Origin of the sequence: Teichococcus aestuarii (genome assembly GCF_003116135.1) — a bacterium.
In the GTDB taxonomy this organism is placed as follows: Bacteria; Pseudomonadota; Alphaproteobacteria; order Acetobacterales; family Acetobacteraceae; genus Pseudoroseomonas; species Pseudoroseomonas aestuarii.
Map to the genome: position 1 here is coordinate 129547 of NZ_PDOA01000008.1, position 21560 is coordinate 151106.

At 74.3% G+C, this 21560-nt stretch carries 24 protein-coding genes; 20 read left to right on the plus strand and 4 right to left on the minus strand.

The genetic code is table 11. The features are described from left to right. Window position 1 precedes the first annotated feature (1 nt). Genes nikA through CR165_RS13675 form a run of 5 tightly spaced genes read left to right on the plus strand, consistent with a single transcriptional unit; the run spans window position 2 to window position 4891 of the window. Window positions 2–1576, plus strand: a complete 1575-nt coding sequence (gene nikA, locus CR165_RS13655; protein WP_109517551.1) for a nickel ABC transporter substrate-binding protein — start codon at window positions 2–4, stop codon at window positions 1574–1576. Between the two features lie 6 nt (window positions 1577–1582). Beyond that, window positions 1583–2521 (plus strand): nickel ABC transporter permease subunit NikB, encoded by a 939-nt coding sequence (gene nikB, locus CR165_RS13660; protein WP_109517552.1) that lies wholly within the window; start codon window positions 1583–1585, stop codon window positions 2519–2521. After that, the gene (gene nikC, locus CR165_RS13665; protein ID WP_109517553.1) at window positions 2518–3333 is read left to right on the plus strand and encodes a nickel ABC transporter permease subunit NikC; all 816 of its coding nucleotides are present in this window, start codon (window positions 2518–2520) and stop codon (window positions 3331–3333) included. Before nikB ends, nikC begins: the two co-directional genes overlap by 4 nt. Continuing rightward, window positions 3330–4112 (plus strand): ATP-binding cassette domain-containing protein, encoded by a 783-nt coding sequence (locus CR165_RS13670; protein WP_245906405.1) that lies wholly within the window; start codon window positions 3330–3332, stop codon window positions 4110–4112. Before nikC ends, CR165_RS13670 begins: the two co-directional genes overlap by 4 nt. After that, window positions 4109–4891: an ABC transporter ATP-binding protein gene (locus CR165_RS13675; RefSeq protein WP_109517554.1), complete on the plus strand. Its 783-nt coding sequence runs from the start codon at window positions 4109–4111 to the stop codon at window positions 4889–4891. Before CR165_RS13670 ends, CR165_RS13675 begins: the two co-directional genes overlap by 4 nt. 3 nt (window positions 4892–4894) lie before the next feature. Here the strand turns inward: CR165_RS13675 and CR165_RS13680 are convergent, their stop codons facing one another. Beyond that, complete coding sequence (locus CR165_RS13680; RefSeq protein WP_109517555.1) at window positions 4895–6328, minus strand: M20 family metallopeptidase; 1434 nt, start codon at window positions 6326–6328, stop codon at window positions 4895–4897. 161 nt (window positions 6329–6489) lie between these two features. Here CR165_RS13680 and hydA point away from each other — a divergent pair, with 161 nt between their 5' ends. Continuing rightward, window positions 6490–7971, plus strand: a complete 1482-nt coding sequence (hydA, locus tag CR165_RS13685; protein WP_109517556.1) for a dihydropyrimidinase — start codon at window positions 6490–6492, stop codon at window positions 7969–7971. Between the two features lie 77 nt (window positions 7972–8048). Next, window positions 8049–8846, plus strand: coding sequence for an SH3 domain-containing protein (locus CR165_RS13690; RefSeq protein ID WP_109517557.1), 798 nt, complete (start codon window positions 8049–8051; stop codon window positions 8844–8846). 10 nt (window positions 8847–8856) lie between these two features. Here CR165_RS13690 and CR165_RS13695 read toward each other — a convergent pair whose 3' ends face one another. Beyond that, entirely contained in the window at window positions 8857–9552 is a 696-nt protein-coding gene (locus CR165_RS13695; protein WP_109517558.1) for a FadR/GntR family transcriptional regulator, read from the minus strand. A gap of 144 nt (window positions 9553–9696) precedes the next feature. Between CR165_RS13695 and CR165_RS13700 the strand changes: the two genes are divergently transcribed. The 5 genes from CR165_RS13700 to CR165_RS13720 all read left to right on the plus strand — a co-directional run bounded on the left by CR165_RS13700 (window position 9697) and on the right by CR165_RS13720 (window position 15313). Next, on the plus strand, window positions 9697–10680 hold the full coding sequence (locus CR165_RS13700) for a Bug family tripartite tricarboxylate transporter substrate binding protein (protein ID WP_109517559.1): 984 nt from the start codon (window positions 9697–9699) through the stop codon (window positions 10678–10680). A 17-nt stretch (window positions 10681–10697) separates the two neighbouring features. Beyond that, window positions 10698–11903, plus strand: coding sequence for a mandelate racemase/muconate lactonizing enzyme family protein (locus CR165_RS13705; RefSeq protein WP_109517560.1), 1206 nt, complete (start codon window positions 10698–10700; stop codon window positions 11901–11903). 87 nt (window positions 11904–11990) lie between these two features. Further along, window positions 11991–12779 (plus strand): DUF3750 domain-containing protein, encoded by a 789-nt coding sequence (locus tag CR165_RS13710; protein WP_109517561.1) that lies wholly within the window; start codon window positions 11991–11993, stop codon window positions 12777–12779. A gap of 112 nt (window positions 12780–12891) precedes the next feature. Next, a complete protein-coding gene (locus CR165_RS13715; RefSeq protein ID WP_109517562.1) occupies window positions 12892–13782 on the plus strand; it encodes an NAD(P)-dependent oxidoreductase in 891 nt (296 codons plus the stop codon). Further along, a complete protein-coding gene (locus tag CR165_RS13720) occupies window positions 13775–15313 on the plus strand; it encodes an aldehyde dehydrogenase family protein (protein WP_109517563.1) in 1539 nt (512 codons plus the stop codon). Before CR165_RS13715 ends, CR165_RS13720 begins: the two co-directional genes overlap by 8 nt. Here the strand turns inward: CR165_RS13720 and CR165_RS13725 are convergent. After that, complete coding sequence (locus CR165_RS13725) at window positions 15310–16797, minus strand: DUF4403 family protein (protein ID WP_245906407.1); 1488 nt, start codon at window positions 16795–16797, stop codon at window positions 15310–15312. The genes CR165_RS13720 and CR165_RS13725 overlap by 4 nt on opposite strands. Before the next feature lie 238 nt (window positions 16798–17035). On the opposite strand from CR165_RS13725, the gene CR165_RS13730 reads away from it, so the two are divergent. The 4 genes from CR165_RS13730 to CR165_RS13745 are packed head-to-tail and all read left to right on the plus strand — an operon-like array spanning window position 17036 to window position 18404. Then, a complete protein-coding gene (locus tag CR165_RS13730; protein WP_109517564.1) occupies window positions 17036–17242 on the plus strand; it encodes a YgaP family membrane protein in 207 nt (68 codons plus the stop codon). 1 nt (window position 17243) lies between these two features. Next, window positions 17244–17573, plus strand: a complete 330-nt coding sequence (locus CR165_RS13735) for an ArsR/SmtB family transcription factor (RefSeq protein WP_219929750.1) — start codon at window positions 17244–17246, stop codon at window positions 17571–17573. Then, on the plus strand, window positions 17570–17998 hold the full coding sequence (locus tag CR165_RS13740) for a YeeE/YedE family protein (RefSeq protein WP_109517565.1): 429 nt from the start codon (window positions 17570–17572) through the stop codon (window positions 17996–17998). Before CR165_RS13735 ends, CR165_RS13740 begins: the two co-directional genes overlap by 4 nt. 4 nt (window positions 17999–18002) lie before the next feature. After that, a complete protein-coding gene (locus CR165_RS13745; RefSeq protein ID WP_109517566.1) occupies window positions 18003–18404 on the plus strand; it encodes a DUF6691 family protein in 402 nt (133 codons plus the stop codon). Between the two features lie 7 nt (window positions 18405–18411). Here CR165_RS13745 and CR165_RS13750 read toward each other — a convergent pair whose 3' ends face one another. After that, window positions 18412–19143 (minus strand): maleate cis-trans isomerase family protein, encoded by a 732-nt coding sequence (locus tag CR165_RS13750; RefSeq protein WP_109517609.1) that lies wholly within the window; start codon window positions 19141–19143, stop codon window positions 18412–18414. Window positions 19144–19261: 118 nt separating this feature from the next. Between CR165_RS13750 and CR165_RS13755 the strand changes: the two genes are divergently transcribed. The 4 genes from CR165_RS13755 (at window position 19262) to CR165_RS13770 (ending at window position 21537) form a co-directional block, all read left to right on the plus strand. Continuing rightward, complete coding sequence (locus CR165_RS13755) at window positions 19262–19546, plus strand: hypothetical protein (RefSeq protein ID WP_109517567.1); 285 nt, start codon at window positions 19262–19264, stop codon at window positions 19544–19546. A gap of 62 nt (window positions 19547–19608) precedes the next feature. Further along, window positions 19609–20649, plus strand: coding sequence for a DNA polymerase IV (gene dinB, locus CR165_RS13760; RefSeq protein WP_109517610.1), 1041 nt, complete (start codon window positions 19609–19611; stop codon window positions 20647–20649). Window positions 20650–20914: 265 nt separating this feature from the next. After that, window positions 20915–21121 carry a cold-shock protein gene (locus CR165_RS13765; protein ID WP_109517568.1) on the plus strand — a complete coding sequence of 69 codons (207 nt, stop codon included), beginning with the start codon at window positions 20915–20917 and terminating at the stop codon, window positions 21119–21121. A gap of 206 nt (window positions 21122–21327) precedes the next feature. Further along, on the plus strand, window positions 21328–21537 hold the full coding sequence (locus tag CR165_RS13770; protein WP_109517569.1) for a hypothetical protein: 210 nt from the start codon (window positions 21328–21330) through the stop codon (window positions 21535–21537). The last annotated feature ends 23 nt before the right edge of the window (window positions 21538–21560 follow it).

The following is a 21560-nucleotide window of genomic DNA, read 5'->3' on the forward strand; positions in this document are numbered from 1 at the left end:
CATGCTGCGTCGCTCCCTGCTGCGGGCCTTGCCCGCGCTTACCGCCCTGCCGGCCCTGGCCCGAACCGCCGGGGCGGCCGCGCCGGCCCGCAGCACGCTGCGCTTCTCCTGGCCCGCCAATGCCGGGCCGCTGCACCCGCACCTCTACGCGCCGAACCAGATGTACGCGCAGGCCATGCTCTACGAGCCGCTGCTGCGCTATGTGGAGGGCGGGCAGCTCGCGCCCGCGCTGGCCACGGCGTGGCGGGCGGAGCCGGATGGGCGCGGCCATGTCTTCACCCTGCGGCCGGGCGTGCGCTTCACCGACGGCGCGCCCTTCGACGCCGCCGCCGTGGTGGCCAACATCCGCGCCCTGCTGGCCCGGCCCGAGCGGCATGACTGGCTGGCGCTGGTGGCGCAGATCGAGGATGCCGAGGCGCTCGGCCCCGGCACGGTCCGGCTCCGGCTGCGCGGCCCCTACCCTCCGGCGCTGATGGAGCTGGCGCTGATCCGCCCGCTGCGCTTTGCCTCGCCCGCCGTGCTGCGCCCGGATGGCGGCATCAGCGCGCCCATCGGCACCGGGCCCTGGATGCTGGCCGAGACACGGCCGGGCCAGCACGACCTCTTCCGCCGCAACCCGCATTACTGGGGCGGCCCACCGGCACTGGAGCAGGTTCTGGTGCGGGTGGCGGCCGACAGCAACACCCGCGCCCTGGCGCTGGAGGCGGGCGAGATCGACCTCGCCTATGGCACCGACCAGCTCGACGCCGACACCTTCCGCCGCTTCGCCGCCGACCGCCGCTTCACCACCGCCGTCTCGCCGCCGCTGGCCACGCGGCTGCTGGCGGTGAACTCGGCGCGCTTCCCCACCGACGCGCCGGCGGTGCGGCACGCCATCGCGCGCGGCGTGGATCGGGCGGCGCTGGTGCGGCACGTGCTGCTGGACACCGAGCCGGCGGCCGGGACGCTGTTCCCGGAGAACTTCCCGCACGCCGATCTCGGCCTACGCGCCCCGGACTTCGACCGGGCGGCCGCCGCGGCGCTGCTGGAGCAGGCCGGCTGGCACCTCGCCCCCGGCGAGCGCGTGCGGCGGCGGGCCGGGCGCGCGCTGGTGCTCGACCTCTGCTTCACCGGCAGCGACGCGCTGCAGAAATCATTGGCCGAGGCCATCCAGGGCGACCTCGCGCGCATCGGCATCGGCGCGCGGCTGCTGGGGGAGGACAGCGCCACCTGTCTCGGCCGGCAGAAATCCGGCGATTTCGGCCTGATCTTCGCCGAGACCTGGGGCGCGCCCTACGACCCGCACGCCTTCCTGGCCGCCATGCGCCAGCCCGCCCATGCCGACTACCAGGCACAGCGGGGCCTGCCGATGAAGGACGAGATCGACCGCCGCATCGGCGCCGCGCTGGCCGGCACGGACGAGGCGGCGCGGGCGGAGGAATACCGCTGGCTGCTCACCACCCTGCACGAGCAGGCGGTGTACTTCCCCATCTCCTTCCTCACCAACAAGCTGGTGCACCGCGCGGATCTCGGCACCGTCCCCTTCGGCGACACGCGCTACGAGATCCCCTTCGACCGCATCCTCCCGCGCGGCTGAGGCGCCATGACGGGTTTCGCGCTGCGCCGCCTGCTCTCGCTGCCGCCGCTGCTGCTGGCGGTCTCCTTCGGCTTCTTCGCCATGCTGCGCCTCGGCCGCGGCGACCCGGCGCTGGACTATCTGCGCCTGGCGCAGATCCCGCCCACCGACGCCGCGCTGGCCCTGGCGCGGGCGGAGCTGGGCCTCGACCGGCCGCTGCTGGCGCAGTACGGCGCCTGGCTGGCCGATGCGCTGCGGCTCGACCTCGGCACCTCCTGGTTCACCCGCCGGCCCGTCACCGCCGAGATCGCCGAGTTCCTGCCCGCCACGCTGCAACTGGCCGGCACCGCCATGCTGGTGACGCTGGCCTTCGGCATCCCGCTCGGCCTGTGGGCGGCGCTGCGGCGCGACCGCTGGCCGGACCACGCGACGCGCCTCATCGCCTTCCTCGGCGTCTCGGTGCCGAATTTCTGGCTGGCCTTCCTGCTGGTGCTGCTCTTCGCCGTCACCCTGGGCTGGCTGCCGGCGATGGGGCGGGACGGGCCGGCGAGCCTGGTGCTGCCGGCGCTGGCCACCGCCACCATGTCCGCCTGCGTCATGCTGCGGCTGGTGCGCGCCTCGGTGCTGGGGGCGCTGGGCGAGCCGCATCTGCGCTTCGCCGCCGCGCGCGGCCTGCCGCGCCGCACCCTGGTCGGCCGGCACGTGGCGCTGAACGCCATGCTGCCGCCGCTCACTGCCATGGGGCTGCATCTGGGCGAGCTGATCGGCGGCGCCATGGTGGTGGAGACGGTGTTCGGCTGGCCCGGCCTCGGCCGCTGGGCGCTGCAGGCCATCGCCAACCGCGACTACCCGGTGCTGCAGGGCTTCGTCATGGTGCTGACCACGGTGTTCGTGCTGGGCAACCTGCTGGTCGATCTCGCCTATGCCTGGCTCGACCCGCGCATCCGGCTGGAGCGTGCGGCGTGAGGCGCCTCCCGCTGCCGCTGGCGCTCGGGCTGGTCGCGCTGCTGCTGGGTGCCGCGCTGCTGGCGCCCTGGATCGCGCCGCACGACCCGGCGGCCACCGATCTCGCCCGCCGCCTGCTGCCGCCCTCGGCGGCGCACTGGCTGGGCACCGACCATCTGGGGCGGGACCTGCTCTCCCGCCTGCTCTGGGGGGCGCGCGCCTCCTTCGGCGCGGTGGCCGCCATCCTGGCGCTGGTGCTGGCGCTGGGCTGCGCGGTGGGGATGCTCGCCGGCATGCTGGGCGGGGTGGTGGACGCGGTGCTGATGCGGCTGTGCGACGCCTTCATGACCGTGCCCACCCTGGTGCTGGCGCTGTTCATGATCGGCGCGCTGGGCACGGGCCTCGGCAATGTGGTGGTGGCCATCGCCCTCTCGCACTGGGCCTGGTATGCGCGGCTGGTGCGCGGCCTCACCCTCTCGCTGCGGCAGCGCGACCACATCCTGGCCGCCCGCGTGGCGGGGCTCTCGCGGCTGGCCATCCTGCGGCGGCACGTGCTGCCGGCGCTGGCCGGGCAGCTCGCCGTGCTGGCCAGCCTCGACCTCGGCCACTGGATGCTGCACCTGGCGGGGCTGTCCTTCCTCGGCCTCGGCGTGGCGCCGCCGGCGCCGGAATGGGGCATCATGATCAACGACGCCCGCCCCTTCTTCCGCAGCGCGCCGATGCTGGTGCTGCTGCCGGGCGCGGCCATCCTGCTCACCGTGCTGGCCTTCAACCTGCTGGGCGACGCGCTGCGCGACCGGCTGGACCCGGCGCTGCGGGAGCACGCGCATTGAGTGCCGGCCTCGCGCTGGAAGGGCTGCGGCTGGAGGCGGGCGGCGTGGCGCTGGTCGATGGCGTCTCGCTCGCCCTGCGGCGGGGGGAGGTGCTGGGCCTCGTCGGCACCAGCGGCGGCGGCAAGAGCCTGACGACGCTGGCGCTGCTCGGCCTGCTGCCGCGCGGCGTGCGGCGCGTGGCCGGCGTGCTGCGGCTAGACGGCGCGGTGCTGGACGCGGCCGCCCAGGCGGCGCTGCGCGGCCGGCGGATCGGCTTCGTGCAGCAGGCGCCGCGCGGCGGCTTCAACCCGCTCGTCACCCTCGGCCGGCATTTCCGAGAGACCCTGGCCTGCGACGGGCTGCGCGGCGCCGCCGCCACGGCGCGGGCCGAGGCGCTGCTGCGCGAGGTGGGCTTCGACGCGCCGGCGCGGCTGCTGCCGCTCTACCCCGGCCAGCTCAGCGGCGGCATGCTGCAACGGGCGATGCTGGCCCTGGCCCTGGCGCGCGCGCCGGATTTCCTGCTGGCCGACGAGCCCACCACCGACCTCGACCTGATCGTGCAGGCGCAGATCCTCTCCCTGCTGGAAGGGCTGGTGGCGCGGCGGCGCCTCGGCCTGCTGCTGGTGACGCACGACCTTTCCGTGGTGGCGCGGCTGGCCGACCGCGTGGCGGTGATGCTGGGCGGGCGGCTCGTCGAGGAACAGGAGGTGCGGGGCTTCTTCGACGCCCCCCGCCACCCTCACAGCCGGGCGCTGCTGGCCGCGCATCTGGCGCTCTATGGCGAGGCGCTACCGGCATGACGCCGCTGCTGGAGATGCGCGGCATTCACCACGCCTACCGCCAGGGCGGGCTGCTCTCCCGCCGCCGCCTGCCGGTGCTGGAGGATGCGGCGCTGCGGATCGGCGCCGGGGAATGCGTCGCCCTGCTCGGCCCGACCGGCTCGGGCAAGAGCACGCTGGGGCGGCTGATGCTGGGGCTGGAGCCGCCCGATGCCGGCGCGGTGCTGTTCGAGGGGCAGCCGCTGCGCGATGCGCGCGGCCGGGTGGCGCCGGCGGCGCGGCGTGCCATCCAGGCGGTGTTCCAGGACCCCTTCGCCGCCACCAGCCCGCGCCTCTCCGCCTTCGCGGTGGTGGCGGAGCCGCTGCTGGCCGGGCGCCTGCCCCGCCCCGCGCTGCGGGAGCGGGTGGCCGGGCTGATGCGGGCGGTGGGGCTGGACCCCGCCCTGATGGACCGGCTGGCGCACCGGCTCAGCGGCGGGCAGTTGCAGCGGCTCTGCATCGCCCGCGCCCTGGCGCCCGCGCCGCGCCTGGTGCTGCTGGACGAGGCGGTGAACAGCCTGGACCTGGAGACGCAGGCGCAGGTCCTTGCCCTGCTGCACCGGCTGCGGCGGGAGACGGGGGTGGCCTATCTTTTCGTCACCCACGACCTGCGGCTGGTGCGCGGCTTCGCCGGGCGCTGCTACTTGATGCAGGAGCGCCGGCCGGTAGAGGTGCCCGACCCCTTCGGGCCGGGGCCTCTGCCCCCCGCCCTGGCGGCGCTGCGGGCCGCAATCCTGCCGGCCCGGCCGCGCCCCGGCTGAGGCTCAGCCCGCGGCGGCGGGCAGGAAGGCCGGCTGCGCGCCCTGCCGCCCCGGCCAGCTCTGCTCGCCCAGATCCCAGAACAGGCCGGCGGCCAGCTCCAGCGATTCCCGCACCAGCGGCAGCAGCGCGTGCTCGTTCGGCGCGTGCTGCGAGCAGCCGCTGTAGGAATGCGGGATGTAGACGGTGGGCAGCCCCAGCGTGATGGCGAAGCTGTCATTCGGCAGCGAGCCGCCGGCATTGGGGACGATCATCGGTGCCTTGCCCAGGCTGCGCTCCACCGAGGCGGCGACGAGCGTCGGCCAGGGCCCCTCGGGGTCCATGCGGGTGGCGGCCCAGTCGGCACCTTCCTTCACCTCCTCCACCACCACGTCGTTGAAGCCCTGGGCGGCGAGGTGGCGGCGGATGGCGGGAACGAAGCTCTCCACCGGCCGGTCCACCGTGTAGCGGATCTGGCAGCGGGCGAAGGCCTCGGGCGGCACGGCGTTCACCGGCGCCAGCGGGTTGCCGGTGCTGAAGGCCAGCACCTCGAAGGTGTTCCAGCTGAACACCTTCTCCGCCGCCGAGAGGCCCGGCTCGCCCCACCAGGGGTCGATCTTCGGCCCCGTCGGCCCGCCATCGACGCGGCACTTGGCCAGCGCCCGGCGGATGCTGTCGGAGATGCCCTCCGGTACCAGCTCGCGCACCAGCACCTTGCCGTCGCGGTCGATGATGCTGGCCAGCGCATGCGCCAGCCGCACGCCCGGATTGGCCAGCACGCCGCCCCAGTTGCCCGAATGGTGCCCGCCCTCGCGGTAGCGCACGCGCAGGTCGAAGCTGATGGCGCCGCGCGTGCCGAGGCTCAGCGTTGGCACCTCCGGCACCAGGCGGGGGCCGTCGGAGGCGATCAGCACGTCGGCCGCCAGTTCCTCGCGGTGGGCGCGGCAGAATTCGTCGATGCCGGGGGAGCCGACCTCCTCGCTCATCTCCAGCAGCACGACGACGTTGAAGCCGAGCCGCCCGCGCACCCGCCGCACCGCGTCCAGCGCCACGAGGTTGCTGGTGAACTGGCCCTTGTTGTCGACGATGCCGCGGCCGTAGAGCCGCTCGCCGTGCTGGGCCAGCACCCAGGGGGAGAGGCCTTCCAGCCACTGCCCCTCCATGCCGCGCACCGTGTCGCCATGGCCGTAGGTCAGCAGCGTGGGCAGGGACGGGTCCTCGATGCGGCGGCCGATCAGGAACGGGCCGCCCTGCCCGCTGGGGTTGGGGTGGATGGCGCAGGCGAAGCCCATCCGCTCCAGGTCCGGCGCGATCTCCCGCTCCAGATAGGCCAGCAGATGCGGGGCGCTCTCCGGGTCCTGGCTGGAGGTGGGGAAGGCCACGCGGCGCGCCAGGGTCTCCAGCAGGGAACCGTCCTCCAGCGTCTGGCGGGCGGCGGCGATGGCGGCGTCTCGGGACATGGCGGGCGGGGCCTCATGCGGTTCGGGAAGGCGGCGCAGGATGCACGGGCGAGCGTGCCCTGTCACCGCGTGGCCCCTGCGGGCGGCGCTATCCGCCCCGGCGCCGCTCTGCTAGCTGGGGGAGGCCATTGCGGCGTGGGCGGGGCTTGAGGGAGACAGGCATGGACGGGTTCGATCTGGTGGTGCGCGGCGGCACCCTGGCCACGGCGGCGGAGGTGTTCGAGGCGGATATCGGCATCCGCGACGGCCGCATCGCCGCCCTCGGCCACGGGCTGGGGCGCGGGCGGGAGGAGATCTCGGCCAAGGGGATGATCGTCACCCCCGGCGGCCTCGACTCCCATTGCCATCTCGAAGAAATGGGCCAGGACGGCTCGCTGCACGAGGAGAGCTTCGCCAGTGGCTCGGCGGCGGCGCTGGCGGGGGGCACCACCGCCTTCATCTGCTTCCTGCCGCAGTGGAAGGGGCACAGCCTCGCGGCCTCCGCCCCCGGCTACGAGGCGCGGGCGGCGCGGTCGCGGGCCGACTATTCCTTCCACCAGATCATCACCGACCCGACGCCCGAGGTGATGCAGAAGGAGGTGCCCGCCCTCGTCGCGCGCGGCATCCGCAGCCTGAAGGTGTTCCTCACCTACGACCCGCTGCGCCTGACCGATGCCGAGTTCCTGGAGGTGCTGGCGGCGGCGAAGCGGCTCGGCGCCTTCGTCACCGTCCATTGCGAGAATTTCGACGCCATCGGCTGGCGCATCCAGGCGCTGCTGAAGGCCGGCCTCACCGACCCGCTGCAGCACGCCTGGTCCCGCCCCCCCGTGGTGGAGCGCGAGGCGACGCACCGCGCCATCGCGCTGGCCGAGCTGGTGGACCAGCCGATCCAGGTCTTCCACGTCTCCTGCGAGGAGGCAGCGGCCGAGATCGCCCGCGCGAAGGGCCGTGGCCTGAAGGTGTGGGGCGAGACCTGCCCGCAATACTTCACCCTCGACCATGATGACCTGACCGGCGCCGATTTCGCCGGCGCCAAGGCGGTCTGCTCCCCCGCGCTGCGCGAGAAGGGCGAGAATGCGCGCATCTGGCGCCGCATCCAGGACGGCACGCTGGATGTCGTCACCTCCGACCATTGCGGCTTCTCCTTCGCCACGCAGAAGCGGGTGGCCGGCGGCAGCGCCTACGGCACCGGCGCCGCCGTGCAGCGGCCGGACGGCACGCCGGCCTTCAACGCCATCCCCAACGGCGTGCCGGGCATCGAGACGCGGCTGCCCGTGCTGTTCTCCGAGGGCGTCTCGAAGGGCCGCATCGACCTGCCGACCTTCGTGCGCCTCTCCTCGGCCAATGCGGCGGCGCTGTTCGGCCTGACCGGGCGCAAGGGCAGCCTCGCCCCCGGCGCCGATGCCGACCTGGTGCTGTGGGACCCGGATGCGGAGCGGGTGATCCGCAACGCGGCGCTGCACCACGCCATCGACTACACCCCCTGGGAGGGCATGGTGGTGAAGGGCTGGCCCAGCGTCACCATCCGCCGTGGCGAGGTGGCGGTGCGCGATGGCGAGGTGCTGGCGCAGCCCGGCTCCGGCCGGTTCCTGGCCCGCGGGCCCTATGCCCTGGCCCGGCCGCGCGGCGTGGTGCCGGACGGGTTCGACGCCGCCCTGGCCTGAGAGGCGACGCGGCAGGCGGGGCAGGGCCGCGCCGGCCGCGGCTTCGTCAGGCGGGCAGGGCATGCTAAGCTCCTGTGATGCCCAAGCTTCTTGCCCCGCTCACGCTGCTGGCCCTGCTCGGCCTCGCCGGCTGCGACGACGCCGAAAAGACCTCCGCCGAGGCGAAGGCCGGCCAGGGCGCCGGCATCGCCGCCGCGCGCCAGGCCGCCGAGGAGCAGGTGCGCGCCCGCCTGCGGGCCACCGGAGAGATGCGGCTGCGGGCCATCCAGGTCTATGGTCAGCAGATCCCCGGCACCTACGCCGTCTGCGGCCAGGTGAACCCGACCGGCGCCGTGAACGACCCGTACATCCCCTGGGTGGCTGCTGTGACGGTGCAGGACGGCAAGGCGGGCCGCGCCAGCCTCGTCATCGGCATGTCGAATGTCGAGGCCAGCCGCGTCTACATCGAGAGCATCGAGCGCTGCTTCCAGGGTGGCGGGCCGCGCAGCGGTCAGGGCCAGGGGGTGGGCGCCCTGCCTCCCCTCCCCTCCGACACGGCGCTGATGCAGCAATCCGGCCCGGCCCCCGCGCCGGCGGCACCACCGCATGCCGCCCCGCCGTCCGGGGCGCAGGCGCCATCCGCCCAGGCGCCGGCGGCCCAGGCTCCGGCGACACAGGCGGCTCCATCCCAGGTGCCGACGGGGGCGGGCAGCGTCACCACCACCGCCGCGCATCCGGTCAACATCCGCAGCAGCCCGGGCGGCGGCGGCGCGGTGGTGCGGGTCGTGCCGCGGGCTTCCGCCCTCCGCGTCTTCGGCGAGGCGCCGGGCGGCTGGCTGCAGGTGGGCGAGGACGCCCCCTTCGGCTGGGTGCACGAATCCGTGCTGGAGCGCTGAGGCCGCCGCCTCAGCCGCCGAACAGGCGCAGGATGCCGCCGCGCAGATGCTCGGCCATGGCGGCACCGGCCGCCTCCGCATCGCCGGCCAGGATGGCCTCGGCGATGCGGCCATGCTCGCGCCGGATGGTGGCGAAGCGCTCCGCATCCGGCGTGTCGGAAAGCTCCCGCGTCAGGCGGATGCTGAAGCGCGTCTGCTCGGCCAGCGCCGCCATCACCGCCACGAAGAAGCGGTTGCCGCTGGCCTCCGCGACGGCCTGGTGGAAGCCGATGTCGGCCTCGATGGAGGGGCGGCCGGCCTGGGTCTCCGCCGCCAGCGTGTCGCGCGCCTGCGCCAGCCGCCGCAGCGCCGCCGCGTCGCCCCGGCGCGCCGCCTCGGCGGCCATGGCGCTCTCCACCCCGCAGCGGAATTCCAGGAAGGCCCGGACATCGGGGATGTTGCCGAGCGGTCCGAAGCCGATCGGCGGCAGGGCCGGGAGCGCCACCTGGCGCACATAGGTGCCGGACCCCTTGCGCGACTCCAGCCGCCCCTCGGCCCGCAGCCGCGCCAGGGCCTGCCGCAGCACGGGGCGGGAGACGGCGAAGCGCCGCGCCAGCTCGTTCTCCCCCGGCAGCCGGGCACCCTCCGGAAAGGCCTCCGTGCCGAGAAGTTCGGTCAGCCGGGCATAGACGGTGTCGCTGAGCGAGGGGGCGGGGTCCGTCTCCATGGCGCGGTTATGGGAGCCCGGGAAGCGGCCGACAAGCTGTAAATATCTGTCATATTACTCCGGCCATATTGGCGAATCTGTTTGACAAATCCTGCCGCGCGGCGAAGCTGCCGCCGACCCCCGCCAGAGGGGAAGGAGGACGCCATGCCCAAGCCCCGCCGCGCCCTGGCGCTGCTGTTCGCCCTCGGCCTTCCCAGCCTGCCCGCCGCGCTGCCGCGCCCGGCCCTGGCGCAGCTGCCGGAGCGGCCCGTGCGCATCATCGTGCCCTTCGCGCCCGGCGGCACCAGCGACATCGTCGCCCGGCTGCTGGCCCAGGGCGCGGCGCCGCACCTGCCCGCCGGCGCGGTGGTGGAGAACAAGGCCGGCGCCGCCGGCAACATCGGCACCGCCGAGGTGGCCCGCGCCCAGCCCGATGGCACCACCCTGATCCAGTGCACCATCGGCACCTGCGGGGCGAACCCCTCGCTCTACGCGAACCCAGGCTACGACCTCGCGCGCAGCTTCACCCCCGTCATCCTCACCGGCGCGGTGCGCAACGTCATGGCGGTGCGGCCCGGCCTGCCGGCCCGAGACCTCGCCGGCGTGCTGGAACTGGCGAAGCGGCCGGACGGGCTGAGCTTCGGCTCCTCCGGCGTCGGCGCCTCCAACCACCTGACGCCGGAGCTGCTGCGCGGCCGGCTGGGGCTGAAATGGGTGCACGTGCCCTATCGCGGTAGCGGCCCCGCCATCACCGACCTGATCGCCGGCCGCATCGACGTGTTCTTCGACAACCTGCCCTCCATCCTGCCGCAGATCCGCGCCGGCGCGGTGCGCGCCGTGGCCGCCGTCTCGGCCGAGCGCATCCCCGAGCTGCCGGAGGTGCCGACCTTCGCCGAGGCCGGCATCCCCGGCATCGTCATCGACAGCTGGTTCGGCTTCCTGGCGCCCGCCGGCACGCCGCCCGAGGCCGTCGCCGCGCTCAACGCCGCCTTCAACAAGGCGCTGGACGACCCCGCCATCCGCCGCCGGCTGCAGGAGGCGGCGGTGGTGCCGCTCGGCGGCCCGCCGGAGCGGATGGGCGAGCATGTGCGCGCCGAGACCGCCCGCTGGGGCGCCGTCATCCGCGCCAACGACATCCGCGCCGAGTAACCCGAGGAGCCTGGCCCATGTCCCGCATCACCTGCCTGCGCACCATCCGCATCGCCGAGCGGCCCAACCTGATCTGGGTGGAGATCGAGACCGATGAGGGGCTGACCGGCCTGGGCGAGAGCTTCCGCGGCGCCCAGGCGGTGGAGGCCGTCCTGCACGAGCAGGTGGCCCCCTGGCTGCTCGGGCGCGACGCGCGGCAGATCGAGGCCGTCTCGCGCCACCTGATGACGCCCTATCTCGGCTTCCACAGCGCCGGCGCCGAGGTGCGCGCGGCCAGCGCCGTGGACCTTGCCCTGTGGGACCTGATGGGCCAGCGCCACGGCATTCCGGTGCATGAGGCGCTGGGGGGCGCCAGCCGCCTCGCCATCCGCGCCTACAACACCTGCGCCGGCTACGCCTACAACACCAGCGGCGTGGCGCGGCGCGACATCGGCGCCGGGGACAGGCCGGCCGGCCCCTATGACGATCAGGTGGCCTTCATGCGCGACGCGGGCGCGCTGGCCGAGAGCCTGCTCTCCGAGGGCTACTCGGCCATGAAGATCTGGCCCTTCGACATCTACGCCCCCGCCTCCGGCGGCCACCTGATCACGCTGGAGGACCTCAAGGCCGGGCTGGAGCCCTTCCGCAAGGTCCGCGCCGCCGTGGGCGACCGGATCGAGGTGATGTGCGAGCTGCACAGCCTGTGGGGCGCCCATGCCGCCGCGCGCATCTGCCGCGCGCTGGAGGATTACGGCGTGTTCTGGGCCGAGGACCCGCTGAACAAGATGGACGACATCGGCGGGCTGGCCGACCTGCGCCGGCAGACCCGCACCCCCCTCTGCGGCAGCGAGACGCTCGCCGGCACCGTGCCCTTCCGGCAGCTCCTGGCGGCGGACGCCATCGACATCGTCATGCTCGACCTCGCCTGGTGCGGCGGGCTGACGGAGGGGCGCAAGATCGCTGCCCTGGCCGAGAGCCATGCCAAGCCCGTCGCCCCGCATGACTGCACCGGGCCGGTGACGCTGATGGCCGGGCTGCACCTCGCCCTGCACGCTCCCACCGCCATCTTCCAGGAGGTGGTGCGCGCCACGCTCGCCACCTGGTACCGCGACCTCGTCACCGATCTGCCGCTTATCCAGCAGGGCATGGTGCAGGCGCCCACCGCGCCGGGCCTCGGCACCGCGCTGCGGCCCGAGATCCGGCGGCGGGAGGACGCGGTGGTGCGGCAGAGCCGCGCCGGCTGAAGCCTTGCGGAGGGCGGCCGGCGGCCCCATCCCTGGAACTTTGGCCTGGACCGCGCCGCCGGCGCCGCCCCCCGCCAGGGACCGTGCATGACCCTCCTCCGCCTCTTCCTCTGGTTCTTCGCCCTCGCCTACCTGCTGCCGCTGGCCATCTCGGCGGCGCTCTACTTCAACAGCGGCAGCGGCGCCGGCTGGCGCATCGCGGACCGTTCCAGCGCCGGGCTGCTGCCGCCCGCCGCGGCGCACCGGCCTGCCCTGGTCCGCGTCTTCGCCGCGCAGACGGTGCGCTGGCGCGGCATCTTCGCCACCCATTGCTGGATCGTCTTCAAGCCGGAAGGCGCCGCCGCCTACACCCGCTACGACTACACCGCCTGGGGCGAGCCGATCCGCATGAACGGCTTCGAGGCCGATGGCCGCTGGTTCGGCCACGCGCCGGAGACGGTCTTCGCCCTCGACGGGGCGGAGGCGGCGGCGATGATCCCGGCGCTGCGCGATGCCATCGCCAGCTACGCCTGGCGCGAGCGCGGCGACTACCGCGCCTGGCCGGGACCCAACTCCAACACCTTCGTCGCCGCCGTGATGGGCGCCGTGCCGGGGCTCGGCATCGTGCTGCCGCCCACCGCCATCGGCAAGGACTACCCCTGGAACGGGCGCTGGCTTCGGCGCACCGGCTCGGGCACCGGGTTCACCCTTTCGCTCGCCGGCTATGCGGGGCTGACCCTGGGCTGGGTGGAGGGGATCGAGCTGAACCTGCTCGGCGCCGTGGCGGGGCTCGACCTGCGGCGGCCGGCCATCAAGCTGCCGGGCCTCGGGCGCTTCGGCCTGCCGGCGCAGACGCTGGAGACGCCGGAGGCACCGCACCGCGCGGCCACCGGCTGAACCGGCGGGGGCGGCGGAGCGTTGCCGGAACGGCAACGCCTCGTTCGGAAACTGCGTCTTGTTGCGATGCCGGCCCGCCGCCACCCTGCGCCCAACCGCAGGGGAAGCAGGCATGGAACTCTCCACCATCGGCGTGGTCGGGCTGGGGCAGATGGGGCTGGGCATGGCATCGAGCCTGCTGCGCGCCGGCTTCACCGTGCTGGGCCACGACATCAGCCCGGCACGGCAGGAGGCCGCCCGCGCGGCCGGCATCGCGGTCGCGGCGGCGCAGCAGGAGGTGCTGGCCCAGGCCGACGCGCTGGTCTTCTCCCTGCCCTATGCGCGCGACGTGGAGGCGGTGGCCACCGCGCCGGGCGGGCTGCTGGCGCGCCCGGGGCGGCGGGTGGTGCTGATCGACACCTCCACCTCCGACCCCGTCACCACCCGCCGCCTCGCCGCGCGGCTGGAGGCGGCGGGGCACGGGCTGCTGGACGCGCCGGTCAGCGGCGGCCCCGCCGGCGCGGCCGCCGGCAGCCTGACGATGATGGTGGGCGGCACGGCCGGGGACCTCGCCGCGGTGCGCCCGGTGCTGGAGGCGATGGCGGCGAAGCTCGTGCATGTCGGCGCCTCGGGCGCCGGCAACATCGCCAAGCTGGTGAACAACATGCTGGTGGCGGCGCATCTGGTGACGGCGCGGGAGGCGCTGCGCCTCTCCGAGGCCGCCGGGCTGCCGGCCGCCGAGGCGCTGGCCGTGATCAACGCCGCCACGGGCCGCAGCGCGGCCACCGAGGTGATGGTGCCGCGCTGGGTGCTGCCCGGCGGCTTCGACAGCGGCTTCACCGCCGGGCTGATGCGCAAGGATGTGCGCCTCGCCGCCGAGCTGGCCGAGGCGGTGGGTCTCGACCTGCCGCTGGCCGCCCTGGTGCAGCGCCTCTGGGCCGAGGAAGCCTCCGCCCTGCCCGACGCCGCCGACTTCACCCGCATGGCCGATTACCGCGCCGCCGAGGAGGCCCCGCATGGCTGAGACCCGCCTTTCCCTGGATGCCGCCGCCCTGGCGCCGCTGCTGCAACGCTTCCTGCCCGGGGGCGCGGTGGGCAGCTTCGTGGCCGGCGAGATCCTGCCCGGCGGCGGCGAGCGGCTCACCCTGGTGAACCCGGCCGACGGCCTGCCGCTGCTGGATTACGCCGATGCCTGCGCCACGGTGGTGCAGGCGGCGATGGACGCCGCCCGCCCGGCACAGCGCGCTTGGTGGGGCATGAGCGCGGCCGCGCGCGGCCGCGCCCTATGGGAAGTGGCGCGGCTGGTGCGCGCCGAGGCCGAGGCGCTGGCCCGTATCGAGACGCTCTCCGCCGGCAAGCCGATCCGCGACACGCGCGGCGAGGTGGCCAAGGTCGCCGAGATGTTCGAGTACTACGCCGGCTGGGCGGACAAGCTGCATGGCGACGTCATCCCCGTGCCCAGCAGCCACCTGAACTACACCCGGCACGAGCCGCTCGGCACGGTGGTGCAGATCACGCCCTGGAACGCGCCGCTCTTCACCGCCGGCTGGCAGGTCGCCCCCGCCCTCTGCGCCGGCAACGCGGTGGTGTTGAAGCCCTCGGAGCTGACGCCGCTCACCTCCCTCGCCCTCGCCGGGCTGTGCCACCGGGCGGAGGGCATCCCGCGCGGCCTCGTCAGCGTGCTGGCAGGCTCCGGCCCGGGCACCGGCGCCGCCGCCGTGGCGCATCCCGAGACGCGGCTGGTGGTGTTCGTGGGCTCGGCCGAGGCGGGGGCGCGCATCGCCGCCGAGGCGGCGCGCAACATCGTGCCGAGCGTGCTGGAGCTGGGCGGCAAGTCGGCCAACATCGTCTTCGCCGACGCGGATCTCGACCGCGCCATCCTCGGCGCCCAGGCGGCGGTGTTCGGCGGTGCGGGGCAGAGCTGCGTGGCGGGCTCCCGCCTGCTGGTGCAGCGCGCCGTGCACGGCACGGTGGTGGAGCGGCTGGCCCATGCCGCCGCGCGCATCCCCTTCGGCGTGCCCGCGGACCCGGCGACGCAGATCGGCCCGATCAACAACCGCCGGCAGCTGGAGCGCATCGCCGGCATGGTGCGGGCGGCGGCGGATGCAGGGGCGCGCCTCGCCACGGGCGGCGGCTGCCCGGAGGCGCTGCGCGGCACGGGCGGCTTCTACTACGCCCCCACCATCCTCGACGGCGTGGCACCCGAGGCGCCGATCGCGCGGGAGGAGGTGTTCGGCCCCGTGCTGGCGGTGCTGCCCTTCGACACGGAGGAGGAGGCCGTGGCCCTGGCCAACGCCACCCCCTACGGCCTGGCTGGCGCGGTGTGGACGCAGGATGTGGGCCGCGCCCACCGGGTGGCGGCGGCGGTGCGGGCCGGCACCTTCTGGGTCAACAGCTACAAGACCATCAACGTCGCCTCGCCCTTCGGCGGCTTCGGCCGCAGCGGCTTTGGCCGCTCCTCGGGGCGGGAGGCGCTGGCGGCCTACACCCAGACCAAGAGCGTCTGGGTGGAGACCGCCGCCAGCCCGGCGGTGGCTTTCGGCTATGTCGGCTAGGGCAGCGGCAGGGCAGTCAGCTCCGCCTCCACCCCCGCCTCGGCGCTGCCCAGCACGGTGAGCGCATCCAGCTCCGGCACCAGGCGCTCCAGCTTCAGGCTGGGGCGCGTCAGCGTCAGGCGCAGCCCGCCGGTGTTGGCCGGGTCGGCGGCCAGGTCGCGCATCGCCTGGAGCGCGCCCTCCATCACTTCGCGCAAATCATAGACGGCGATGCCCTCCAGCCACGCCCGGATCTGCCGCTCGAAGACCAGCGTCGCCAGCGACCAGAGCCGGCTGTCCAGGTCGCGCGCGAAGCGCAGCTCCTCGATCCCGACGCGCGTGCCGCCCTGGCTCAGCACCGGCCGGGCGGAGAACACCACCCGCCCCGTGGTGTCGGGCAGCAGGCCGGGCAGGCTGGCGTCGAAGGTGACGGCCGCCGCCAGCGCCGGGGCGCTGGGGTAGAGGAAGATCTCCCGCACCCGCAGCCGCACCGGCCCGAGCGGCGTCTCGAAGTGGATGTCCCGCCCGCCGAACTCGCGCATCAGCCAGTCGCGGATCATGTCGTAGCCGGCGCGGACGGGGATGGCGACGCGCAGCCGCCCGTCCCGCTCCTGCCAGCGCTCGGGCAGGGCGTGCAGCGGCGGCAGGAAGCTGGGCGGCGCCTCCGGCGGGCGGCGGGAGGCCATGGCGGTGGTGGCGCGCAGGCCGAGCATCACGCTGAGATCGCCGGGCGCCACGGCGATCTCCGAGAGGCCGATGGATTGCGGCCGCACCGTCAGGTGCAGCGGCGGGGCGGCGGGGAGCTGCACCGTCAGGCTGCGCGGCTGCCACAGCGCCAGCGCCTGCTCGCGCACCGCCCGGCAGGGCAGCAGCGCGGCCAGCTGCGCCGGAAGGTCACGTAGCGCGGCTTCCACCTGCGCCCGCACCTGCTGCTCGATGCCGACCCAGACGCCGCCGATCACCTCCAGCCGCGGCAGGCGCAGCCAGCGGTACTGCACCGCCACGCTCCAGGCCGGGCACCAGCCATCGTCCAGCGTCAGGCCGAGGTCGGCCTGCACCTCGGCCGCGGCGTCGATGTTCTTGCGGCCGAGGGAGAGCAGCTCGGCCAGCGCGCCGCCCAGCCCCACGGTGCCCTCCACGGCCAGCGGCACCGTCACCCGCAGCCGCTCCCCGGCGGCCGAGAGGGCGATCTCGCCGACGCGGCGGATGGTGACCTCGTGGCGGGTGGAGGCCTCAGGCCCGCTGCGCAGGGTGAAGCTGCCCGGCACCGCCTCCTGCGCCGCCTGGCGAAGCAGGGTGAAGGGCACGCGCAGGCGCAGCACCATGCGGCTCTCGCGCTCCGGCAGGGCGAGGGTGCTGGAGCGGCGCGGCGGTGCCTCGCTGAGCTGCCCCTCGCGCGCCTGCACCCAGAGCACCCCCGCCACGGCGGCCGCCAGCGCCGCCGCGCCGAGCAGCAGCGCCAGGGCCAGCCGGACGCGCCGCAGCCATGGCCGGGCCTGAATCATTGCGTCTCTCCCCTGCTGCCCGCCCGCGCCCAGCAACGCCGCCGTGCTGAAGCCGGTTTCGCCGCCGCGCCTGATAGGCAGGCCAGCCCGCCACGGCAATGCGGCCCCTCGGCGGGGCAGGGCGACCTTACTTCAATTGCAATTTTTCTATTTCGTTTTTACGTAATTGAAGCTAACTTCGCCCGTAGATGCAGCCGCCATGCGGCATTCCCGCCTGGCACCCAGAAGGACTCCTCGCATGACTCCCAATGTCGGCGGCCTCGACCGCGCGTTGCGCATCGTCCTTGGCCTCGCCCTGCTCTCCCTGCCCTTCTGGATGGAGGGGAATGCCCGCTGGCTCGGGCTGATCGGCCTGGTGCCGCTGGCCACAGGGCTGCTCCGCCACTGCCCGGCCTATCCCCTGCTGGGCCTGTCCACCGCCCCGCCGGCCGGGACGCGGCGCTGAGATGGCGGGCGGCCTTTCCCTCACCACCACCGAGATGCAGGCCCGCTCGGCCGAGGCCGCCGCCTTCCTGAAGCTCTTCGCGCATCCGGACCGGCTGATGATCGCCTGCGCCCTGGTGGAAGGGGAGCAGCCCGTCAGCGGGCTGGAGGCGCTGCTCGGCATCCGCCAGCCCGGCCTGTCGCAGCAGCTCGCCGCGCTGCGCGAGGCCGGGCTGGTCGCCACCCGCCGCGAGGGCAAGGCGGTGTTCTATCGCCTGGCCGATGCGCGGACCGAGACCTTCATCGCCACCCTGCACCAGCTGTTCTGCGTCCCGGAGGCGCCTGCCCCATGACCGAATTCACCCCCTGGTCCGCCCTGCTGGGCGGCGTGCTGATCGGCCTCGCCGCCGTGGGCATGATGGCGCTGGAAGGCCGCATCGCCGGCATCAGCGGCATCGCCAGCCGGCTGTTGCCGCCCTGGCCGGACGCCGCCTGGAAGGGCCGGCTCGGCTTCGTGCTCGGGCTGGTGGCGGCACCGCTGGCGGCCTGGCTGGCCACCGGCGACGCCCCCGCCCAGAGCGTGCCGGGCAACCTGCCGCTGATGGCGCTCGCCGGGCTGCTGGTGGGGTTCGGCGCGGTGCTCGGCCATGGGTGCACTTCGGGCCACGGGGTGTGCGGGCTGGCCCGGTTCTCGCCACGCTCCCTTGCGGCGGTGCTGACCTTCATGATCACCGGATTCCTCACCGTCGCGCTGATGCGGCACGGCCTCGGGAGCTGAGCCCATGCCCTTCCTGGTCAATCTCGGCCTCGGGCTGCTGTTCGGCCTGGGCCTGCTGGTCTCCGGCATGGCCGACCCGGCGAAGGTGCTGAACTTCCTCGACCTCGGCGGCGCCTGGGACCCTTCGCTGGCCTTCGTCATGGCGGGCGCGGTGCTGACCACGGCGCTGGGCTACCGGCTGGTGCTGCGCCGCCCCCGGCCGCTGCTGGCCGAAGCCTTCCAGCTTCCCACCCGCCGCGCGGTGGATGGGCGCCTTTTGCTCGGCGCGGCGCTTTTCGGCATCGGCTGGGGGCTGGGCGGCTTCTGCCCCGGCCCGGCGCTGGCCTCGCTCGGCCTCGGCGCGCCGGGCACGCTGGCCTTCCTGCCGGCCATGCTGGCGGGCATGGCGCTGGCGCGGCGGCTCTGAGCCCGGCTCAGCCCCGCAGCGCCTGGAACAGCCCGCCCCAGCCCTGCACCCGGCCGGGGTCGGCGCCGGCCATGACGAGGCTCTTCCACACCACGGTCGCGATGGTGTCGTAGACCGGCAGGCCGGTCTCCGCCTCGAGCGCCGCCACCAGGGGTGCGGCGCGCAGGTTGGTGCAGACCACGGCGATGGCGTCCGGCCCCGCCGCCGCCACCTCCCGCACCATGCCGTGCAGCGTGGCGGCGGAGACCTCGGAGAAGGAGAAATTGTCGCGCAGGCCGAGATGCCGCTCGGCCGCGCAGGGAAAGCCGAGCGCCGCGTAGTTCCCGACGATGCGCGCCTGGACATCATCCAGATAGGGCGTCACCAGCCCGAGTTGCCGCACGCCGGTGCGGGCGAGGATCTCGTTCAGCGCCAGCATCGAGGTGGTGGCGGGGATGCCGGTGGCCTCGGTGATGCGGCGGCAGAGCCGCTCATCCGCCTCGAACCCGAGCCAGCCGGAGGAGGTGCCGTTCCAGGCGATCACATCCACCTTCGCATCCGCCAGCAATTCGGCGGCGCGCAGGATCTCGCCGTCGTCGAACTGGCCCAGCGCCTGGTCGGAGAGGGCGATCTCGGTCACCCGGAAGCGGCCGAAATGCGCCGAGACCTCCGGCAGCGCCGCCACCATCGCCTGCGTCACCGGCTCCAGCACGGTGTTGGAGGAAGGGGTCAGCATGCCCAGCAGGATGCGCTTGCTCACGGTCACTCGGTCCTCCTCAGCCTCAGGCGCCGGCCAGGAGACCGGAGAATGCGCGTGCTGGCAATTCCCCTCCTCTCTGCCGGCCCTCGGCCGCCCGCAGGGCAGGAAGCCGCCGCTCATGGCGCTGGCCGCCGAGGCCGCGGCGCCGAGGGGGCCGCCGAACAGCCCGGCCATGGCGCGCCCCGCCACGCGTGCGAGCCGGGCGCGGCGGGCGGCCGCGCGTGACCATGACCATGAAATCTCCTACCTTCCTGCCCTCATGCGTGACGTCACCGACGCCCTGTTCCCGGCTTTCCCCGCCGCCACCTTGCTCTCCGGCCCGGTGGAGGACGGCATGCTGGCGGCCATCGCGGCGGCGCCGCCGCCCTTTCTGCCGCCCACCGCCACGCGCCGCGCGCCGTGACGCGGGAAGCGGCCCCGCCCGCGCCGGTGCCCGTGCCCGTGCGCAAGATCATCCATGTGGACATGGATGCCTTCTACGCCTCGGTCGAGCAGCGCGACGACCCGGCTCTGCGCGGCCTGCCCGTGGCGGTGGGCGGCTCCAGCGCGCGTGGCGTGGTGGCGGCGGCCAGCTACGAGGCGCGGCGCTTCGGCGTGCGCTCGGCCATGCCCTCCCTCACCGCGCGGCGGCTCTGCCCCGACCTCGTCTTTGTCCGCCCGCGCTTCGAGGTCTACCGCGCCGTCTCCGAGCAGATCCGCGCCGTCTTCGCCGAGCACACGCCGCAGATCGAGCCGCTCTCGCTCGACGAGGCCTATCTCGACGTGACGGAGAACCTGCAGGGCATCGCCTCGGCCACCGAAATCGCGCAGCGCATCCGCGCCGCCATCCGCGAGCGCACGGGCCTCACCGCCTCGGCCGGCGTCTCCTACAACAAGTTCCTGGCCAAGCTCGCCTCCGACCACCGCAAGCCGGACGGGCTGTTCGTCATCACCCCGCGCATGGGGCCGGGCTTCGTGGAGGACCTGCCCGTGGGCCGCTTCCACGGCATCGGGCCGAAGACGGCGGCGCGGATGAACCGCCTCGGCATCCAGACGGGGCTCGACCTGCGGCAGCAGAGCCTGGCGGCGCTGCAGGCCGAGTTCGGCAAGGCCGGCGCCTTCTACCACGCCATCGCGCGTGGCGAGGACCACCGCCCGGTGCAGGCGCACCGGCTGCGCAAGTCGGTCGGCGCCGAGACCACCTTCAGCCAGGATCTCGCCGAGTTCGCCGCCCTGCGCGAGGCGCTGCGCCCGCTCGCCGCCAAGGTGTGGGAGCATGTGGCGCGCCACGGCCTGCAGGGCCGCACCGTGACGCTGAAGGTGAAGTTCAGCGACTTCCGCCAGATCACCCGCAGCCAGTCCTCCGCCCTGCCGGTCGGCAGCCTGGCGGAGCTGGAGGGCATCGCCACGCAGCTGCTGGGCGGGGTGCTGCCGCCGCCGCGTGGCATCCGTCTGCTGGGTGTCACCCTCTCCGCGCTGGGTGGCGAGCGGGACGGCGCGGCGGAGCAGATGACGCTGGCGTTCTAGCCGTCCGGCAATGAAAGGCCCGTTCCGGCGCGATGCGGCGCGGGCCGGGCCGCGCGCCGCAGAGGGCGCCTGCGCTTCGACAATTCCGCCATCGATGCTTGCGGAAAGCGGTGCAAGCGTCCATATGTTAACCGTCAAACTCGTTTGGTTCGGCCTGTTCTCCTTGCTCATGCTTGAGCGCCGAGCCTGGTGTCCGTTTCCCCTCGCAGCTTGATCCGTTCTGCGGTTTTGCGGAGCGGTTCTCATTCATGAACGGAACACCATCATGTCCACCGGCACCGTCAAGTGGTTCAACGCGACCAAGGGCTTTGGCTTCATCCAGCCGGATGACGGCAGCAAGGATGTCTTCCTGCACATCTCCGACGTGCAGCGCTCCGGCCTGCGCGAGCCGCGCGAGGGCGACAAGATCGAGTACGACCTGCAGCGCGGCCAGCAGGGCAAGACCTCGGCCACCAACCTCAAGATGGCCTGATCCTCCCCGCCGGGGCCGCCTTTCGGGGCGGCGCCGGCCTGGAAGAGGCGCGGGCGCATGCCCGCGCAATGGCAGCGGAGGCCGGGCCTGTTCCGGCCTCCGGAAGCATTGTGGGAGCCGCTGAGGGCCATGCCGCGCGCGGGCCGCCGGCCTGCCGCTCCCATCTGGCTCGCGTGACCCTTCGCCGGCCCGCCCAGGAGTTCCGCATGCCCCCTCACGGCTTCACCATCGGCCAGAGCGTCGAATTCGTGCCCGGCCGCTTCGACGGCTCGGCGCCGCGCGGCACCTACACGGTGCTGCGGCAACTGCCCAACGATGCCACAGACCGCGAATACCGCGTCCGCAACCTCCGCGACGGCCATGAGCGCGTGGTGCGCGAAAGCCAGATCCGCGGCAGCGCCGCGATGCCGGGCTGAAGCCCGCGCCGCCCGCGGCCCAG

Bases quoted from the DNA above. Each gene is read 5' to 3' on its own strand.
- nikA (WP_109517551.1), top strand. From the start codon at position 2: ATGCTGCGTCGCTCCCTGCTGCGGGCCTTGCCCGCGCTTACCGCCCTG.
- nikB (WP_109517552.1), top strand. From the start codon at position 1,583: ATGACGGGTTTCGCGCTGCGCCGCCTGCTCTCGCTGCCGCCGCTGCTG.
- CR165_RS13675 (WP_109517554.1), top strand. From the start codon at position 4,109: ATGACGCCGCTGCTGGAGATGCGCGGCATTCACCACGCCTACCGCCAG.
- CR165_RS13680 (WP_109517555.1), bottom strand. From the start codon at position 6,328: ATGTCCCGAGACGCCGCCATCGCCGCCGCCCGCCAGACGCTGGAGGAC.
- hydA (WP_109517556.1), top strand. From the start codon at position 6,490: ATGGACGGGTTCGATCTGGTGGTGCGCGGCGGCACCCTGGCCACGGCG.
- CR165_RS13690 (WP_109517557.1), top strand. From the start codon at position 8,049: ATGCCCAAGCTTCTTGCCCCGCTCACGCTGCTGGCCCTGCTCGGCCTC.
- CR165_RS13695 (WP_109517558.1), bottom strand. From the start codon at position 9,552: ATGGAGACGGACCCCGCCCCCTCGCTCAGCGACACCGTCTATGCCCGG.
- CR165_RS13700 (WP_109517559.1), top strand. From the start codon at position 9,697: ATGCCCAAGCCCCGCCGCGCCCTGGCGCTGCTGTTCGCCCTCGGCCTT.
- CR165_RS13705 (WP_109517560.1), top strand. From the start codon at position 10,698: ATGTCCCGCATCACCTGCCTGCGCACCATCCGCATCGCCGAGCGGCCC.
- CR165_RS13710 (WP_109517561.1), top strand. From the start codon at position 11,991: ATGACCCTCCTCCGCCTCTTCCTCTGGTTCTTCGCCCTCGCCTACCTG.
- CR165_RS13715 (WP_109517562.1), top strand. From the start codon at position 12,892: ATGGAACTCTCCACCATCGGCGTGGTCGGGCTGGGGCAGATGGGGCTG.
- CR165_RS13720 (WP_109517563.1), top strand. From the start codon at position 13,775: ATGGCTGAGACCCGCCTTTCCCTGGATGCCGCCGCCCTGGCGCCGCTG.
- CR165_RS13725 (WP_245906407.1), bottom strand. From the start codon at position 16,797: ATGATTCAGGCCCGGCCATGGCTGCGGCGCGTCCGGCTGGCCCTGGCG.
- CR165_RS13730 (WP_109517564.1), top strand. From the start codon at position 17,036: ATGACTCCCAATGTCGGCGGCCTCGACCGCGCGTTGCGCATCGTCCTT.
- CR165_RS13735 (WP_219929750.1), top strand. From the start codon at position 17,244: ATGGCGGGCGGCCTTTCCCTCACCACCACCGAGATGCAGGCCCGCTCG.
- CR165_RS13740 (WP_109517565.1), top strand. From the start codon at position 17,570: ATGACCGAATTCACCCCCTGGTCCGCCCTGCTGGGCGGCGTGCTGATC.
- CR165_RS13745 (WP_109517566.1), top strand. From the start codon at position 18,003: ATGCCCTTCCTGGTCAATCTCGGCCTCGGGCTGCTGTTCGGCCTGGGC.
- CR165_RS13755 (WP_109517567.1), top strand. From the start codon at position 19,262: ATGGCGCTGGCCGCCGAGGCCGCGGCGCCGAGGGGGCCGCCGAACAGC.
- dinB (WP_109517610.1), top strand. From the start codon at position 19,609: ATGGATGCCTTCTACGCCTCGGTCGAGCAGCGCGACGACCCGGCTCTG.
- CR165_RS13765 (WP_109517568.1), top strand. From the start codon at position 20,915: ATGTCCACCGGCACCGTCAAGTGGTTCAACGCGACCAAGGGCTTTGGC.
- CR165_RS13770 (WP_109517569.1), top strand. From the start codon at position 21,328: ATGCCCCCTCACGGCTTCACCATCGGCCAGAGCGTCGAATTCGTGCCC.